This window comes from Aminobacter ciceronei, from assembly GCF_014138625.1.
GTDB lineage: Bacteria > Pseudomonadota > Alphaproteobacteria > Rhizobiales > Rhizobiaceae > Aminobacter > Aminobacter ciceronei.
This window is the reverse complement of the sequence record NZ_JACJHY010000027.1, coordinates 50796-67416: the sequence shown is the minus strand read 5'-3', so window position 1 is coordinate 67416 and position 16621 is coordinate 50796. Positions and strand designations below refer to the sequence as shown.

Here is a 16621-nt window from a genome sequence, read left to right as displayed (position 1 = left end):
AACCTGCCGATCCAGATGTCATCCGCCATGACGCCCGCTTGACCATCTTCTGTCTGGAGGCTTGGCGGCGTTGCTCAAGCCAGGCCTGGCTTGATGTCATTGGCAAGCGCGCCAGGCGACTGAAGGCAGCAGCAACAGACCCGATGCGCGCAGCGGAAAACCTACCATTCTGCGAACGAACCGTCCTTGTGGCGCCAAACGGGGTTACGCCAGCGATGGCCCTCCTTTGCGCGTTCCTTCACGTAGTCCTCGTCGACGTCGACTCCGAGCCCGGGACCGTCCGGGATGGCGACGAAGCCGTCCTCATAACGGAACACGTCCTTGTTCTTGGCATAGTCGATGAGGTCGTTGGACTTGTTGTAGTGGATGCCCAGGCTCTGTTCCTGGATGAAGGCATTGTAGCTCACCGCGTCGAGCTGCAGGCAGGCAGCGAGCGCGATCGGACCGAGCGGGCAGTGGGGGGCCACGGCGACGTCATAGGCTTCGGCCATGGCAGCGATCTTGCGACATTCGGTGATGCCGCCGGCATGTGACAGATCCGGCTGGATGATGTCGACGACGCCTTCCTGGAGTACGCTCTTGAAGTCCCAGCGGCTGTAGAGCCTTTCGCCGAGTGCGATCGGCGCCGATGACAGCGCGGCGATCTCCTTCAGTGCCTCGCGGTTTTCGCTGAGCACCGGCTCCTCGATGAACATCAGACGGTAGGGTTCAAGCTCCTTGACCAGCACGCGAGCCATCGGCCGGTGAACGCGGCCATGGAAATCGACGGCGATACCGACATGAGGACCGACGGCCTCGCGCACCATGGCGACACGCTCGATCGCCGCATCGATCTTGTCGTGGCTGTCGACGATCTGAAGCTCTTCGGTGCCGTTCATCTTGAGGGCTGAGAAGCCGCGTGCCACCACGTCCCTGGCGCCGGCAGCGACATCGGCGGGACGATCGCCGCCGATCCAGGAATAGACCTTGATGCGATCGCGGCAGCGGCCGCCAAGCAGTTCATGCACCGGCACGCCGAGTGCCCGGCCCTTGATGTCCCATAGCGCCTGGTCGATGCCGGCAATCGCACTCATCAGGATCGGACCGCCGCGGTAGAAACCGCCGCGATACATGACATTCCAATGGTCCTCGATGAGCCGCGGATCCTTGCCGATCAGATAGTCGGCGAGTTCATGGACCGCAGCCTCGACGGTATGGGCGCGGCCCTCGACCACGGGCTCGCCCCAACCGCTCACGCCCTCGTCGGTTTCGATCTTGAGAAACAGCCAGCGCGGCGGAACGATGTAGGTCTTGAGTGCAGTGATCTTCATGGTGTCGGCACTAACTCCGGATGGGCTGGCGTTCAGTCTTTCTTGTGCTGGCTCTTGGCGCGCGCGAGGTCGCGCGCGGCGAGGTCCAGGATCTCGTTGGCTGCGTGGCGAGCAGCTGCGGCGTCGCGCATGCGCAGCGCTTCGACGACGCCGTAGTGAACCCTGACGGCTTCGTCGCGCCGGTCGACGGAATTGGCTGTCGCCTCGAGCGCAAAATTCAACGCTGTCTCGATCATCCCGCCGATCTGGCGAAAGATCGGGTTGTGGCAGGCCCCATAAAGGACCTGGTGAAAGGCGGCGTCCGAGCGGGCGAAACGGGCAACGTCGCTTCCCGCTGCTTCCATGCCTTTCCATGCCAATTCGAGATCGGCGATCTCCTGCAGCGAGGCTCGGGTCGCGGCAAGTTCGGCGACCAGCGGCTCGATGGCACGGCGGGTTTCCAGGATGGAGTCGAACAATTTGGGATCAAGTGTGTTTGGCGCGTGCCACTCCAGCACCTGGGGATCAATGATGTTCCAGTTGTCGCGTTCGCAGACGACGGTGCCGATGCGCGGGCGGCTGAGAACAAGGCCCTTGGCTGCGAGCGTCTTGAGCGCTTCGCGGATGACGGTGCGGCTTACACTGTACTCCGTGCAGAGGTCGATTTCGCTCGGTAGCGTGCTGCCCACCGGATAGTTGCCGGCGAGGACTTGAGAAGCGATTGCCCGCACGACATCGGGCAGGACGCGCGGGCGACGTGACTTCGCTGCCGCTTCAGGTGCCTCGTTGATGTTCATGCGTTCTCCTCCCCAAGAGCGTTTTCTCGTTCTTATGTCCGCTTCTTATGCCGGACAATGCGCCCCTGCGATCATCCATGACGGTGTCGCGAAAGGAAGCTATCTCATTTATCATACCAGCGCAATTGACTGGTATGATAAAAGAAGCTAGCGTTTGTCATCCGGGCTGATTGCCCGGCACCTTTGGGAGGAGTTCACATGCGATTGTTGAAGACGGCGCTCGTCGCGGGCGCCCTTGCGGTTCTGTCTGCCACCACCATTGCTTCTGCCTATGCGCAGGAGACCAAGATCGGCTTCATCGTGAAGCAGCCCGAGGAACCCTGGTTCCAGGACGAGTGGAAGTTTGCCGACCAGGCGGCCAAGGAAAAAGGTTTTACGCTGGTCAAGATCGGCGCTGAGGACGGCGAGAAGCTGATGTCGGCGATCGACAATCTCGGCGCCCAGGGCGCCCAGGGCTTTGTCGTCTGCACGCCCGACGTCAAGCTTGGGCCTGGCATCGTCGCCAAGGCGGCCGCCAACAACCTCAAGGTGATGACCGTCGACGACCGTCTGGTCAGCGCTGACGGCAAGCCGATCGAGGAAGTTCCGCATATGGGCATCTCTGCCACCAAGATCGGTGAGGCAGTCGGCCAGGCCATCGTCGACGAAATGAAGGCCCGTGGCTGGAAGGCCGAAGAGGTCGGTGCGATCCGTGTCTCCTATGACCAACTGCCGACCGCCGTCGATCGCGTCGAGGGCGCGATTTCGGTGCTCAAGGCCAACGGCTTCAAGGCCGAGAACATCTTCGACGCGCCTCAGGCGAAGACCGACACGGAAGCCGCGCTCAACGCGGCGACGGTTGTGCTGAACAAGAACGCCAACATCAAGAAGTGGGTCGCCTTCGGCCTCAACGACGAAGCGGTTCTGGGTGCCGTGCGTGCATCGGAAGGCGTCGGCATCGCGGCTGACGGTATGATCGGTGTCGGCATCGGCGGCGCGGACTCGGCGATCAACGAGTTCAAGAAGCCTTCGGCCACCGGCTTCATCGGTTCGGTGATCATCTCGCCGAAGCGCCATGGCTATGAGACTGCGCTCAACATGTATGAGTGGGTCGCCAACGGCAAGGAACCGGAGAAGCTGATCCTGACCGCCGGCGCGCTTGCCAAGCGTGACGACTTCGAAAAGGTCCGTGCGGAACTCGGCATCGAGTAATCACCGCTACATTGAACGGTGTCCGGCGGCGTTGATTTGCTGCCGTCGGACATTCAGGAGGACCGTCGATGTCATTTCTCGAATTTTCTCACATCTCGAAAGCCTATCCTGGCGTCCAGGCGCTGTCCGACGTGTCGTTTTCCGTCGCAAAGGGGGCCGTCCATGGCCTGATGGGCGAAAACGGCGCCGGCAAGTCGACGATGATCCGGGTCCTCTCGGGCGACCAGCATGCAGATGGCGGCGACATCATCATCGACGGCCAGGTCCAGAAATATGCCTCGACGCGTGACGCCTTTCATGCCGGCGTCATCGTCATTCACCAGGAACTGCAGCTGGTTCCGGAGCTTACCGTCGCGGAAAACCTGCGGCTCGGCCGCTTTCCGGCCAATGCCGGTGTCATCCAGTCACGACAGATGTTTTCGGAGGTCGGCGACAAGCTGAAATCTGCAGGCATCGACATCGACCCGCGCCGCAAGGTCAAGACGCTGTCGATCGGCGAGCGGCAAATGGTCGAGATCGCCAAGGCGATCATGCTCGATGCACGCGTCATCGCGTTGGACGAGCCGACGTCGTCGTTGTCGTCGCGCGAAAGCGAAATTCTCTTCAGCCTGATCGAGCGCCTGCGCGCCGAAGGCAAGGTCATTCTCTACATCTCCCATCGCCTCGACGAGGTGTTTCGGCTCTGCGACAGCCTGACCGTGCTGCGCGACGGCAAGCTGGCCGCCCATCACCCGAGTCTCGAAAACGTCACGCGCGAACAGGTGGTGGCGGAGATGGTCGGTCGCGAGATCTCCAATGTCTGGGGCTGGCGCGCCCGAACGGTGGGCGATGTCAGGCTGAAGGCTGAAGGCATCGCCGGCGAGAAGCTCGTGCAACCGGCGAGCTTCGAGGCGAGGGCTGGAGAAATTCTAGGCTTCTTCGGACTGATCGGTGCCGGCCGCTCCGAATTGATGCGTCTGGTCTATGGTGCCGACACGCGCAGCAGCGGAACGATCAAAATCGATGGACAGGCAGTGCACGCCGTCGACCCGCGCCAGGCGATACGCGCGGGCATCGTGCTGTGCTCCGAAGACCGCAAGCATGACGGCATCATCCAGGGACGGTCGCTCGAGGAGAACATCAACATTTCCTCGCGTCGCCACAACACCCGCTTCGGCATCCTCAATGCGCGCAAGGAAGCCGAAATCGCCGAGACCTATATCAAGAAGCTCAAGGTCCGCACGCCTTCGCGCAAGCAGGACATCCTGAACCTGTCCGGTGGTAACCAGCAGAAGGTCATTCTCGGCCGCTGGCTGTCCGAACAGGGCGTCCGCGTCCTTATCGTCGACGAGCCGACCCGCGGTATCGATGTCGGCGCCAAATCCGAAATCTACGAAATCCTCTACCAGCTCGCCGAGCAGGGCATGGCGATCATCGTCGTCTCCAGCGAACTGCCGGAGGTAATGGGCATCTGCGACCGCATCCTGGTCATGTGCGGCGGCCGCATCTCGGCGCACATCGACCGCAACGATTTCAGCGAGCGCGCAATCCTGGCAGCAGCGCTTCCCGACAAGAAGACGCCAGACGCAATCGCATCCTGAGGGGACTGAGCATGACAAACTCTTTCAAGAAGATACTGCTCGGCGACCAGGGCCTCGTCGTGATCTTCGTTCTGGCCTTTGCGCTGGTGTCGATCTTCGTCCCGAACTTCCTGACCGAGCGCAATATGCTCGGCCTGCTGCAGTCGGTCGTCACTGTCGGCATCGTCGCCTGCACGATGATGTTCTGCCTGGCGGCGCGGGATTTCGATCTATCGGTCGGTTCGATCGTCGCTTTTGCCGGCATGGTCGCCGTCATGGCCTCGAATGCCACCGGTTCGATCATGGTCGGGATCCTCGCGGCCCTTCTCTGCGGTGGCGCCGTCGGCCTGATCAACGGTGTGGTCATTGCCAAATTCCGCATCAACGCGCTGATCACCACGCTGGCAACCATGCAGATCGTGCGCGGCCTCGCGCTGATTGCCTCCGACGGCCGGGCCGTCGGCATCAATGATCCGAATTTCTATCAGCTCGCGCTGTCCAAGCTGCTCGGCATTCCAACGCCGATCTGGGTGCTGGCGATCCTGTTTGTGGTGTTTGGCTTTGTGCTCAACCGCACCGTCTTCGGCAAGAACACGCTGGCCATTGGCGGCAATCCCGAGGCGTCGCGTCTGGCTGGCGTCAATGTCGACTGGACGCGTATCTGGATCTTCACCCTGCAAGGCATGGTCTGCGCCATCGCCGGTATCCTGCTCGCATCGCGCATCACCTCGGGCCAGCCCAATGCGGCCATCGGCCTGGAGCTGTCGGTCATCTCGGCCTGCGTGCTCGGCGGCGTTTCGCTGGCCGGTGGCCGCGCGGCCATCGCCGGCGTGATCGTCGGGGTCATGATCATGGGTATCGCCGAGAATGTCATGAACCTGCTCAACATCCCGGCGTTTTATCAGTACATCGTCCGTGGCGTGATCCTGCTGCTCGCCGTGTTGCTCGACAATCTCAGGTCAAGCGCGCTCGGACGCCGTTGAGATGCAAGGGTTTGTCGAACTTGAAGGCGACCGCCTGTCGCTGCGGATGAGCCTTAAGGGCGGGGCGGTCGTTGACGGCCATACGCGCGATGGACGTCGCTTCCTGCGCCGACATGACGACGGCGCGTTCGACGTCTTGCGCTCGGCCTGCTTTCCTTTGGTTCCGGTCGGCAATCGCGTCGAAGGCAACGGTTTCGAGCTCGGCGGCAAAAGCTATCGCTTCACGCCCAACACGGCTGAGCCGAACTACATCCATGGCGACGGCTGGCTAGCCGAATGGAACGTTGAAGATGCATCGGCCACCCATGTTCGGCTCGCTTTCGAGCAACTGCGGCCGGCTAAGTCGCCACACGTCTATCGCGCTGTTCAGACCGTCACACTGGACGGTGCAACCGTGACCTTATCGCTTTCGGTGACGAACCTGGGTAACGAGCCGTTGCCGTTTGGCATCGGCTTCCACCCCTATTTTTCCCGCACCGAGGGCACCCTGCTCATGGCCCCGGCGATGGCTTGGTGGACCGAGCGCGAGGGCTATCTGCCTGGCGTGCGCACACCGATCCCGGACAGCGCCGATTTCGCAACGCCGCGCCTGCTGCCACGCCGAAGGCTGAACAATTGCTTCGAAGGCTGGAGCGGGCAGGCGCGGATCATCTGGCCCGAGACGAAGCTCGCCGCAGACATCGCCGCCGATGCGCCGTTCTCGCGCTACATGCTCTATGCGCCGGAGGAAGACAGGAGCTTCTTCTGCCTTGAGCCAATGTCGCACACGCCCAATGCGCTGGCGACTTCAGGCCCGAACGCACTCCATCTGCTTGCGCCTGGGCAAACCCTGTCTGGGGCTTTTTCGATCACCGTTTCGAACTTCGAGGTTACCCAATGAGCGACCGTCTTGTCGGCAAACGCATTTTCCTGACCGGCGCAGCACAGGGCATTGGCCTGGCCATAGCTCAGCAATGCCTGAAGGAGGGTGCAAAACTTTTCATCGTCGACCGTGACGGCCCGCTGCTGCGCGAGACTGTTGCCAAGCTTGGGGCATCCGAGGGCGCGCTCGGTCATGCCGAGGCCGACATTTCCGATATGACTGCCATAGCTGCCGCCATGATCTCGGCGGAAAAGACGATCGGCCCCGTCAACGCCCTGATCAACAATGCCGGCATCAACGTCTTTGGTTCGCCGCTCGAAACCACTGATGCCGAATGGCTGCGTTGTTTCGACGTCAATCTCAAGGGCGCATGGAACTGCTGCAAGGCAGTATTGCCAGGCATGATCTCGGCCGGCGGTGGGGCGATCCTCAACATCGCCTCGACGCATTCCTTCACCATCATTCCGCATACCTTCCCCTATCCGCTGGCCAAGCACGCGCTGCTAGGACTGACCAAGTCTCTGGCGCTCGAATATGCGGCTTCCGGCGTGCGCGTGAATGCGCTCGCACCCGGCTATGTCGAGACACAGAAGAACATCGACTACTGGAACAGCTTTGCCGATCCGGCAAAGGCGCGTGCCGAAACCCTGGCTCTCCATCCCGGCAAGCGCATCGCCACCACCACCGAGATCGCCAAGGCGGCCGTGTTCATGATCTCGGACGAATGCCCGTTCATGAACGCCGCCTGCCTGACTGTCGACGGTGGGCTGAGCGTTCTCCAGCACGCCGCGCAGTGAGGGGACGATGGCCGCAGCATCCGTCATCGTGGCAATCGATTGGGGAACCACCCGCATGCGGGCGTGGCTCCTCGATGCCGAAGGTGCCGCCCATGCCGAACATCGCAGCGACGAAGGGCTGACCACAGCCCAGACGGTCGGCTTCGAGCCCATTCTCCAACGGTGCCTTGCTGCCTTGCGCGCGCCGGACGACGTGCCGGTCATCATCTGCGGTATGGCCGGCGCGCGCCAGGGATGGATCGAGGCGCCTTATGTCGACGTCCCGTCCTCAATTTCGGCGATCCTGAGGGGCGCCGTCCGCGTTCCCCATGCGGGGCGCGACATCCGCATCGTGCCGGGCCTGGCCTGTCGCAGTCTCGACGCCCCCGACGTGATGCGGGGCGAGGAGACGCAACTGGCCGGCGCGAAGCTCGAGACTGCCGGCCGCCATGTGGTCTGTATGCCGGGTACCCACTCCAAATGGGTGATTGTCGACAGTGGCGCCGTCGAGACTTTCCGGACGTGGCCAACCGGCGAATTGTTCGCGCTGCTCTCAGGTCACTCCATCCTGCGCCATTCGATTGGCGAGCAGCCGGACACCGTCTCGACGGAGAACCCGGTATTTGCAAGAGCCTGCGAGCTCGCGCTCGCTGACGGCGGCGATTTCGCCTCGCGACTGTTTTCGATCCGGGCCGGTTCGCTGCTTCATGGTCTGACGCCTGAGGACGCGGCTGCAAGGCTATCCGGCCTGATGATCGGCAGCGAAGTGGCGTCTGCTCGGCGACAATTTCTCCATGCTGACGCAAGTGTGACCCTTGTCGCATCAGGTACGCTCGCCACGCTTTATCGCCGTGTTTTCGAGATCGCCGAGTTAGAGGTCCGCGCCATCGATGCCGACACCGCAGTGCGCATCGGCCTGTTTGAGGCGGCGCGCCAGAACGAAATGATCCAAGGAGTGCCGGCATGACCAGAACAGCGCAATTTCCCAAGCTGCGCCGCGGACTGGTCGCGATCCTGCGCGGGCTTACTCCTGACCAGGCCGTTGCGGTGGCCTGCGTTATCTATGAAGCCGGTATCGAGGCAATCGAGGTGCCGCTCAACTCGCCGGAGCCATTTGCCTCCATCGCTTCCATCGTCGGAAGCCTGCCAGTTTCCGCGTTGATCGGTGCAGGTACCGTGCTTGAAGCAACCCAGGTCGATAGCCTCGCTGGGGTCGGCGGTCGCCTTGTCGTCAGCCCCAACATCGACGCCGAGGTGATGGCTGCAGCTGCCCGCCAAGGCATGGTGACTATGCCCGGGGTGATGAGCCCGACCGAGGCGTTCAAAGCGGTTAAGCTCGGAGCTTCGGCGCTGAAATTCTTCCCCGCCAGCGTGATCGGGGCAGGCGGTATCGCTGCGATGCGCGCGGTGCTGCCCAAAGACACTGTCATCGGTGCCGTCGGCGGTGTTTCGGATCGCGATTTCGCCAGCTATCGCGCAGCCGGCGTCACCGCTTTCGGGCTAGGCACCAGCCTGTTCCGCCCCGGCATGGGTATCGATGAGGTGGCGGCGCGGGCAAGGTCCGCAGTAGCTGCCTGGGACGCGGCTTTCGAGGACGAGAACAATGCCGGCTGACCTCGTTTCGGTATTGTCCGACCATGCCTGTGAACTCGGCGAGGGACCGAGCTACGATCCGGTGAGTGACACGCTTTACTGGTTCGACATCGTCAACGGGCTGCTGCTGGAGAAACGTTTCGGCGAAGATCGCACCATGACGACCCAGCTCGGCCAGATGGCAAGCGCGCAGGCGACCATCGATGGCGAGCGTCAGCTGATCCTGACCGAGACCGGCCTTCACGTCAGGGACAGAACGACGGGTGGCATGGCCCTTCATACCCCGGTCGAGGCGACGAACGCGGCCACGCGCTCCAACGATGCCCGGGTGCATCCATGCGGAGCCTTGTGGTTCGGCACGATGGGCAAGCAGGCTGAGGCGGGCGCCGGCAGGGTCTATTGGTTCTTTCGCGGCGAATTGCGCGAGCTCTATGCCGGCGTTTCCATTCCCAATTCGATCGCGTTCTCCCCCGACGGCACCATTGCCTATTACGCCGACACCGCAGTCGGCCGGATCATGCGTGTTGCCTGCGACGCAAGGACCGGACTGCCTGAAGGCGAGCCCAAGGTTTTTGCCGGAAGCCCGAGCACGGGCAGCTTCGACGGATCGGTGGTCGACGCCGATGGAACCCTGTGGAACGCGCGCTGGGGTGAGGGCAATTTGGTCGCCTACGCGCCCGACGGCGAACTTGTCCGCTCGGTGCCGTTGCCGGTGAGCCAGCCGTCATGCCCGGCATTCCTAGGCAAACATGCCGACCGTCTTGCGGTGACGTCCGCCTGGATCGGGTTGAGCGATGACGCGCACCGTGCCGAGCCGGATGCCGGAAGGACTTTTCTGGTCGACCTGCCGGTCAAGGGCCGGCTGGAGCCTGATGTGCTGATCTAGCGGCATAGCCGTGCCCTCCGCCGCCAGCGGACCTTCAACTACGGGAATACGACAGTGACACGGAAATTGCGTTCACAGGCCTGGTTCGGTGGCTTTGGCAAGGATGCCTTCATTCACCGTAGTTGGATGAAGAACAACGGGCTGCCCGACGATGCCTTCGACGGCCGCCCGGTGATCGGCATCTGCAACACCTTCTCCGAACTCACCCCCTGCAATGCGCATTTCCGCGGCCTGGTCGAGCACGTGAAGGCCGGCATTCTCGAAGCGGGCGGCCTGCCGCTCGAGTTTCCTGTCTTCTCATGCGGCGAATCCAACTTGCGTCCGACAGCCATGCTGTTTCGCAACCTCGCCTCGATGGATGTCGAAGAAGCGATCCGCGGCAACCCGATGGACGGCGTGGTGCTGATGGCCGGTTGCGACAAGACCACGCCGTCGCTGGTCATGGGGGCTGCGTCCTGCGACGCGCCGGCGATCGTCGTTTCGGGTGGCCCGATGCTCAACGGCCGTTTCCGTGGCAAGCCGATCGGCTCTGGCACCGACGTCTGGAAGTTCTCCGAGGACGTGCGCGCCGGTCTGATGACCGAGCAGGAGTTCGCCGCTGCCGAAAGCGCGATGTCGCGGTCGCCCGGCCATTGCATGACCATGGGCACCGCTTCGACCATGGCGTCGATGGTCGAGTCGCTCGGCCTGGCCCTGCCTGGCAACGCCGCCTATCCCGCCGTGGATGCCCACCGCGCGCGGCTTGCCCGCCTTTCCGGCCGGCGCATCGTTGCGATGGTCAAGGAAGATCTGCGCCTGTCCGCCATCCTCACCAGGAAGGCATTCGCCAATGCCATCCGCATCAACGGTGCAATCGGCGGCTCGACCAACGCGGTCGTGCATCTGCTCGCCATCGCCGGCAGGATCGGCACTGAGCTGACGCTCGAGGACTGGGACCGTTATGGCCGCGACATCCCGACCATCCTCAATTTGATGCCTTCCGGCAAATTCCTGATGGAAGAGTTCTGCTACGCCGGCGGTCTTCCTGCCGTCATGAAGGAGATCGCCGACCTGCTCGATCTCGACGCGCTGACGGTTACCGGCAAGACGGTCGGCGACAACTTCAATGAAGAGGTGATCCTGCCCCGCGACAAGGCGTTGACCCAGCAGGGCGGCATTGCCGTCCTGCGTGGCAACCTCGCGCCCAACGGTGCAATCCTGAAGCCTTCCGCAGCGTCGCCGGAGCTGATGCGCCATCGCGGCCGCGCCGTGGTTTTTGAAAATATCGAGCACTACAAGGCGCGCGTCGACGACCCCGCTCTCGACATCGACGAGACCTGTGTGATGGTGCTGAAGAACTGCGGCCCCAAGGGTTATCCCGGCATGGCCGAGGTCGGCAACATGGCCCTGCCGCAGAAGCTCTTGGAAAAGGGCGTACGCGACATGGTCCGCATTTCCGACGCGCGCATGTCGGGCACCGCCTTCGGCACGGTTGTGCTGCATGCGGCACCCGAGGCGGCCGTCGGCGGCCCGCTGGCCCTCGTCGAGGATGGCGACATGATCGAACTCGACGTCGAGAGCCGCCGTTTGCACCTCGAAGTCAGCGATGAAGAACTCACCCGCCGCCGCAGGCTGTGGACCTCGCCTGTGCCGGAGATGCAAGGCGGCTACCAGAGCCTCTATGTCGAGCGTGTCATGCAGGCCGATCACGGTGCCGACCTCGACTTCCTGGTCGGTTGCCGTGGCCATGACGTGCCGCGCGAAAGCCATTGAAGGAGAGGCCGATGTCCCGTTTCGCTGTCGCCGACATGCACGGCATCCACGCCATCCTGTATGCGCTGTTCGATGATCAGGAAAAGCTCGACCGCTCTGCCATGCGCCGGCAGGTCGAACTTTGCCTTGGGGTCGGCGTCCACGGCATGGCCGCGCTCGGCCTTGCCACTGAAGCGTCGAAGCTGACGGATGCCGAGCGCCGGATGGTTATGGACTGGATCGCCGAAGACACTGGCGGAAAGGTGCCGCTGGCGCTCACCATCTTCGGTGCGTCGGTGGCAGAACAGATCGCGCAGGTGCGCCATGCCGAGAGCGTCGGCGCCGACTGGCTGATCCTGCAGCCGCCGATGGTCGGCCAGTATGGTGCTGCCGAATACATCCGCTTCTTCGGCCGCGTGGCCGAGGCGACCGACCTGCCGGTCGCGATCCAGAATGCCCCGGCCTTCATGGGCCGTGGACTGAGCGCGACCGAGATCAGCGACCTCGTTCGCCAGCACCCCAACATCCAGCTGGTCAAAGGCGAGGGTCCGGTGGTCGACATTGCCGGCCTTGTCGAGGCAACCGGCGGCAAGCTGCCGATCTTCAACGGCCGCGCCGGGTTGGAAATGCTCGACAATCTGCGCATCGGTTGCCGCGGCCTGATCCTGGCACCCGACTGCATCGACTACGCAGTCGCTGCCTACAATGCCTTCATCTGTCGAGACGAAGAAGAAGCGCTGTTGCATTACCGCAAAATGCTGCCGGCCGTCGTCTCGACGATGCAGGGCATCGAACACCTGATGGCCTACGGCAAACGGTTGTTTGCTTTGCGTGCTGGTCTGGTCGTTCATGACCGCGCGCCAGCGCTTAGGCCAAATGCGGTGGGACTTGCCATGATGGAGCGCTTCAATGCCGACCTTGGGCCGCTGCAGCGCAGGGCGAAAGATGCACGAGAATATCGTGGCCGAACGATAGTGACTAAGCGCTGAGCGCCAACGCCCTGGCTACGAGAACGCACGATCCGGCACGTCTCGTGAGGCAGGATCCGGCAGAAACTTGGTCGCCGACTCCGGGGCCCAAACCGCCCAGTGCTCACCAGAGCATTTGCGCCCAACCTCATAGCTCGTCAACGCTGGGATTCGACGGTTGAATAAACATGGGCGAGGCCTGCAAGCCATTTGCCCGCAGCGCTGGAGGAAGCAGTCAAGAGTGCCATTGACACCGCAGATACGCCGGCGCCATCGCTTCAGGATTACGACGGCGCCGCAGCGTTGGGAGGCTTTAGAGGTAGATAGGGTGGCCCGGCCGATCTGATCCTGCAACAGCCTCGCGATGCCTACACACGCCGCCTGATCGCCCCGATACCCAACCCTCTGCGTATTCTCGAAAGCGTTTGAAGGCACTAAGCCTGCGCGGTCAGCCGCTGCGGCGAGGATGCACGTCCCCGTCCGATTTTGTGGCGCTCCCTGTTGCAACCTCGTGGCTGGTTCGCCATGTCCGGTATCCGACATCCAAGTAAGGTGAGGAAGATCAGGTTAATGCAAGCTTGGCGCCTGGAGGTGCGCTTTCGCGGCATGTCGACGGCACGCCCGATACTGATATTCTTGTTTCCCTGGCCTCAACCATCCCGATCGTCTCATCGAAACGTTTGACCGGAGCAAGCGAAGGTCAGCAATTTCCAATGGCAGGACTGGTGCTGTTCTTTTGGCTCAGAACTCCGTCCATCCTTCCTGCGCAGTGGGAACCGGCTTGGCCGGTTTGACGACCCTGAGCGATGGTTGCGGCCTGCGCACGTGTTTTTCAGCGTGAACTCTGAGCGGTGTCCGCGCGCCAATCTCGAAATGCGCGACGCTGGTCGCCAGTGCCGACGCCTCCTCGGCAAGCGCGTGCGAGGCAGCCGTCGATTCTTCGACCATCGCGGCGTTCTGCTGGGTCACCTGGTCGAGCTGGGTGACAGCGTTGTTGATGCCCGAAAGTCCGACCGACTGCTCCTTGGCCGAGTTGGCGATATCGGCGACGAGCACGCTGATCTCCGCCACCTTGCCGGTCAATACCTCCAGCACCTCCCCGGTCTGGCCGACCAGCCGCACGCCGGCGGCGACGCGTTCGCCCGACGAGGCGATCAGCGACTTGATCTCGCGCGCCGCTTCCGCCGAGCGCAGCGCCAGGCCGCGCACCTCGGCGGCGACGACGGCAAAGCCCTTGCCGGCGTCGCCGGCGCGCGCTGCCTCGACGCCGGCGTTGAGCGCCAGCAGGTTGGTCTGGAAGGCGATCTCGTCGATGACCGAGACGATCTGGCCGATCTGCCTGGCCGAGCTGTCGATCTCGCCCATGGCGACGATCATGTCGCGCATCGCCTGGCTGCTCGACTGGGCGCTCAACCTGGCATCCTGCGCCACGCTGTCGGCGCGCGTCGCCCCGGTCGTCGTCTGTGCCGTCGCCTCCGAGATCTCGACCAGTGCCGCGGCCGTCTCTTCCAGGCTCGCCGCCTGGTGCTCGGTGCGACGGGCGAGGTCGTCGGCCGCCTGCACCAACTGGGCCGAGCCGTCGCGGATGGCGCCGGCATTGCCATGGATGCGGCCGACGGCCTCCTCGAGCAGTTCCATGGCGCGGTTGGAGTCGTCCCGGATCTGCGCGTAGTTCGGCGCGTCGAGCCCGTCGATGCGGTGGTTTAGGCGGCCCTTGGCCAGCTGGTCGATGGCCTCAGCCAGCGAAACCAGTGCGGTGCGCTGCTCCCTTTCGGCAGCGTCGCGCGCGGCTTCGGCCGAAAGCCGGCGCTGCTCGGCGGTTTCGAGGTAGGTCGAGATCACCAGCTCCATGTCGAACAAGGAGGCCTTGAGCAGGGCGCTCATCGCCTCTTTGGCCTTGGCCAGACCCGGCGCCTGAATGCCGAGCGCCTTCGGCCAGGACTGCTCGAGGATGACCGATACCAGCTCGTCGATGATCAGCGTGTAGCCGCCGACATACCAGCGCGGCTCGAGCCCGATGTCGGCATGGATGCGGCCGATGCGCTGCGCCGACTGGGCATAGTCGTCGCCGAAATCGGCGGCGGCGATGGCCGACCAGTGCTTCATCTGGCGCCCGCCGGCGGCCTGCATCCGCTGTTTGCTGCCGTCACCTAGTCCGAAGAAACGCCGCGCCTCTGCGAATTCGGCGATATGGCCGTAGAAGCTGTCCATCACCTTGGGCAGCGCTGCCTCGATCGAGGGTCGGACGGCGTTCAGCGCGGCGCGCGCCTCGCCGTCGAAGCGGACAAAGGCGAGGCGACGGGCAATTGCTGCGTCCGTTGTTGCGGGGTGATCGGACATGTTACTTTCCTTCGGGGTGGCTGGCAGCCTTCGGTTGAGCGCTTGCGCGAACCCGCTGCCAGTGAATGCTGTGCCGCTCGCTAGGCTCCAAATGGTTCACAATTGGTTTCCGCCAACACATTGAAATCACATGCGAAATAATGACGCGCCAGCGATGGTTGTCGCATCGCTCGGGCACTCGCCATATGCTGGAAGCATCGCGTCGTCGTCCAAGCGTCGATGCCCGACCCGTTGCGCCGTTGGCTTCGGCTGCTTATCTCTGCCGGGCCATGCCCGACCAAGATGCCGATAGCCCCGGATCCGAACCGTCGCCCGCCAGGGGTGATCTCCGTGCCGCCTACAAGACCAACATCGTCGTCATCGGCGCTGGCCAGGCGGGGCTTTCCACCGCCTACAATCTGAGAAAGCTCGGCCTTCAACCCGGGCGCGATTTTGTCATCTTGGACAAATCGCCCGAGGCCGGCGGCGCCTGGCAGTATCGCTGGCCGTCGCTGACGCTCTCGACCGTCAACCGCATCCATGACCTGCCCGGCATGCAGTTCGCCGACGTCGTCGAGGAGGGCGCCACCGAGGTCAGGGCGTCGGTCGCGGTGCCGAAGTACTTTGCCGCCTATGAGCGCGAGTTCGACCTGCCGGTCTATCGCCCGGTGACGGTCAAGGTCGTCTGCGACCGTGGCGACAGGCTGCGTATCGAGACCGATCGCGAGACCTTCTCGGCCCGGGGCATAGTCAACGCCACCGGCACCTGGGAAACGCCCGTCATCCCAGCCTATCCAGGTTCTGAGCGCTTCAAGGGGCGGCAGCTCCACACTCGCGACTACCGCAGCGCCGAGGCGTTCGCCGGCCAGCGTGTCGTCATCGTCGGCGGCGGCATCTCGGCGCTGCAACTGCTCGACGAGATTTCGCGCGTCGCCGCCACGATCTGGGTGACACGGCGCGAGCCGCAGTTCCGCGACCGCGCGTTCACGCCGGACGACGGTCGCGCCGCCGTGGCCATCGTCGAGGACAGGGTCCGGCGGGGGCTCGTTCCGGGCTCGGTCGTCTCGGTCACTGGCATCCCATGGACGCCGGCCCTCAAGGCCGCGCGCGACCGTGGCGTGCTCGACCGCCTGCCGATGTTCAACGAGATCACCGAGGACGGTGTGCGCTGGCCCGACGGCAGCGAGCAGCGTGCCGACGTCATCTTGTGGAACACCGGCTTCCGCAGCTCGCTCGATCATCTCGCGCCGCTGCAGATTCGCGAGGAGGGTGGCGGCATCGTCATGGCCGGCAAGCTGGCGACACAGGTTTCAAGGGATCCGCGCATCCACCTCGTCGGCTACGGCCCTTCGGCGTCGACAATCGGCGCCAACAGGGCGGGTGGGGCTGCCGCGCGCGAACTGGCGGCATATCTCGGGCTCGCCCGAGCAGCAAAGACAGCCAGCCTGGCCCGCGCAACCACCCCGCCGATGCCTTGACGGACCGCGCCGGCGCACCGGACGAAATCATCCCGCACGTCCGGAAACGGATCGGCTCGCTGGCGAAGACATGGCCAACCGCAAAGGCATCGAAGCAACGACGGGCGTATAGAAATCCGTAGATCAATGTACCGAGCGTGACCATCGAAATTCCGAACGCCAGTGCCCGAATGGAAAGATCGGTCCCTG

General features: G+C 63.5%; 14 protein-coding genes. 11 read left to right on the top strand and 3 right to left on the bottom strand.

What is annotated here, in order from left to right; translation table 11 throughout:
- Window positions 1–161: 161 nt before the first annotated feature.
- Entirely contained in the window at window positions 162–1310 is a 1149-nt protein-coding gene (dgoD, locus tag HNQ95_RS24245) for a galactonate dehydratase (protein WP_067964783.1), read from the bottom strand.
- Between the two features lie 32 nt (window positions 1311–1342).
- The gene (locus HNQ95_RS24240) at window positions 1343–2086 is read right to left on the bottom strand and encodes a FadR/GntR family transcriptional regulator (RefSeq protein WP_067964781.1); all 744 of its coding nucleotides are present in this window, start codon (window positions 2084–2086) and stop codon (window positions 1343–1345) included.
- A 198-nt stretch (window positions 2087–2284) separates the two neighbouring features.
- On the opposite strand from HNQ95_RS24240, the gene HNQ95_RS24235 reads away from it, so the two are divergent.
- From HNQ95_RS24235 to HNQ95_RS24190, 10 genes are all read left to right on the top strand, one after another.
- Window positions 2285–3277: an arabinose ABC transporter substrate-binding protein gene (locus tag HNQ95_RS24235; RefSeq protein ID WP_067964779.1), complete on the top strand. Its 993-nt coding sequence runs from the start codon at window positions 2285–2287 to the stop codon at window positions 3275–3277.
- A 68-nt stretch (window positions 3278–3345) separates the two neighbouring features.
- Window positions 3346–4857, top strand: coding sequence for an L-arabinose ABC transporter ATP-binding protein AraG (gene araG, locus HNQ95_RS24230; protein ID WP_182575465.1), 1512 nt, complete (start codon window positions 3346–3348; stop codon window positions 4855–4857).
- Window positions 4858–4868: 11 nt separating this feature from the next.
- A complete protein-coding gene (gene araH, locus HNQ95_RS24225) occupies window positions 4869–5819 on the top strand; it encodes an L-arabinose ABC transporter permease AraH (protein WP_067964775.1) in 951 nt (316 codons plus the stop codon).
- A 1-nt stretch (window position 5820) separates the two neighbouring features.
- Entirely contained in the window at window positions 5821–6699 is an 879-nt protein-coding gene (locus tag HNQ95_RS24220) for an aldose 1-epimerase (RefSeq protein ID WP_182575464.1), read from the top strand.
- The gene (locus HNQ95_RS24215; protein ID WP_182575463.1) at window positions 6696–7478 is read left to right on the top strand and encodes an SDR family oxidoreductase; all 783 of its coding nucleotides are present in this window, start codon (window positions 6696–6698) and stop codon (window positions 7476–7478) included. Before HNQ95_RS24220 ends, HNQ95_RS24215 begins: the two co-directional genes overlap by 4 nt.
- 7 nt (window positions 7479–7485) lie before the next feature.
- Window positions 7486–8424 (top strand): 2-dehydro-3-deoxygalactonokinase, encoded by a 939-nt coding sequence (locus tag HNQ95_RS24210; protein WP_182575462.1) that lies wholly within the window; start codon window positions 7486–7488, stop codon window positions 8422–8424.
- The gene (locus tag HNQ95_RS24205) at window positions 8421–9071 is read left to right on the top strand and encodes a 2-dehydro-3-deoxy-6-phosphogalactonate aldolase (RefSeq protein WP_067964767.1); all 651 of its coding nucleotides are present in this window, start codon (window positions 8421–8423) and stop codon (window positions 9069–9071) included. Before HNQ95_RS24210 ends, HNQ95_RS24205 begins: the two co-directional genes overlap by 4 nt.
- Entirely contained in the window at window positions 9061–9936 is an 876-nt protein-coding gene (locus tag HNQ95_RS24200) for an SMP-30/gluconolactonase/LRE family protein (RefSeq protein WP_182575461.1), read from the top strand. The genes HNQ95_RS24205 and HNQ95_RS24200 overlap by 11 nt, the downstream gene beginning before the upstream one ends.
- A gap of 54 nt (window positions 9937–9990) precedes the next feature.
- Complete coding sequence (locus HNQ95_RS24195) at window positions 9991–11688, top strand: IlvD/Edd family dehydratase (protein WP_182575460.1); 1698 nt, start codon at window positions 9991–9993, stop codon at window positions 11686–11688.
- A gap of 11 nt (window positions 11689–11699) precedes the next feature.
- Window positions 11700–12656 (top strand): dihydrodipicolinate synthase family protein, encoded by a 957-nt coding sequence (locus HNQ95_RS24190; protein WP_182575459.1) that lies wholly within the window; start codon window positions 11700–11702, stop codon window positions 12654–12656.
- 720 nt (window positions 12657–13376) lie between these two features.
- On the opposite strand, the gene HNQ95_RS24185 is transcribed toward HNQ95_RS24190, so the two are convergent.
- The gene (locus tag HNQ95_RS24185) at window positions 13377–14975 is read right to left on the bottom strand and encodes a globin-coupled sensor protein (protein WP_182575458.1); all 1599 of its coding nucleotides are present in this window, start codon (window positions 14973–14975) and stop codon (window positions 13377–13379) included.
- Window positions 14976–15244: 269 nt separating this feature from the next.
- Here HNQ95_RS24185 and HNQ95_RS24180 point away from each other — a divergent pair, with 269 nt between their 5' ends.
- Window positions 15245–16432 carry an NAD(P)-binding domain-containing protein gene (locus HNQ95_RS24180; RefSeq protein ID WP_182575488.1) on the top strand — a complete coding sequence of 396 codons (1188 nt, stop codon included), beginning with the start codon at window positions 15245–15247 and terminating at the stop codon, window positions 16430–16432.
- The last annotated feature ends 189 nt before the right edge of the window (window positions 16433–16621 follow it).

Coding starts and splice junctions, on each gene's coding strand:
- HNQ95_RS24180 (WP_182575488.1), top strand. CDS start 15,245: ATGCCCGACCAAGATGCCGATAGCCCCGGATCCGAACCGTCGCCCGCC.
- araG (WP_182575465.1), top strand. CDS start 3,346: ATGTCATTTCTCGAATTTTCTCACATCTCGAAAGCCTATCCTGGCGTC.
- dgoD (WP_067964783.1), bottom strand. CDS start 1,310: ATGAAGATCACTGCACTCAAGACCTACATCGTTCCGCCGCGCTGGCTG.
- HNQ95_RS24240 (WP_067964781.1), bottom strand. CDS start 2,086: ATGAACATCAACGAGGCACCTGAAGCGGCAGCGAAGTCACGTCGCCCG.
- HNQ95_RS24220 (WP_182575464.1), top strand. CDS start 5,821: ATGCAAGGGTTTGTCGAACTTGAAGGCGACCGCCTGTCGCTGCGGATG.
- HNQ95_RS24235 (WP_067964779.1), top strand. CDS start 2,285: ATGCGATTGTTGAAGACGGCGCTCGTCGCGGGCGCCCTTGCGGTTCTG.
- HNQ95_RS24185 (WP_182575458.1), bottom strand. CDS start 14,975: ATGTCCGATCACCCCGCAACAACGGACGCAGCAATTGCCCGTCGCCTC.
- HNQ95_RS24200 (WP_182575461.1), top strand. CDS start 9,061: ATGCCGGCTGACCTCGTTTCGGTATTGTCCGACCATGCCTGTGAACTC.
- HNQ95_RS24190 (WP_182575459.1), top strand. CDS start 11,700: ATGTCCCGTTTCGCTGTCGCCGACATGCACGGCATCCACGCCATCCTG.
- HNQ95_RS24205 (WP_067964767.1), top strand. CDS start 8,421: ATGACCAGAACAGCGCAATTTCCCAAGCTGCGCCGCGGACTGGTCGCG.
- HNQ95_RS24215 (WP_182575463.1), top strand. CDS start 6,696: ATGAGCGACCGTCTTGTCGGCAAACGCATTTTCCTGACCGGCGCAGCA.
- araH (WP_067964775.1), top strand. CDS start 4,869: ATGACAAACTCTTTCAAGAAGATACTGCTCGGCGACCAGGGCCTCGTC.
- HNQ95_RS24210 (WP_182575462.1), top strand. CDS start 7,486: ATGGCCGCAGCATCCGTCATCGTGGCAATCGATTGGGGAACCACCCGC.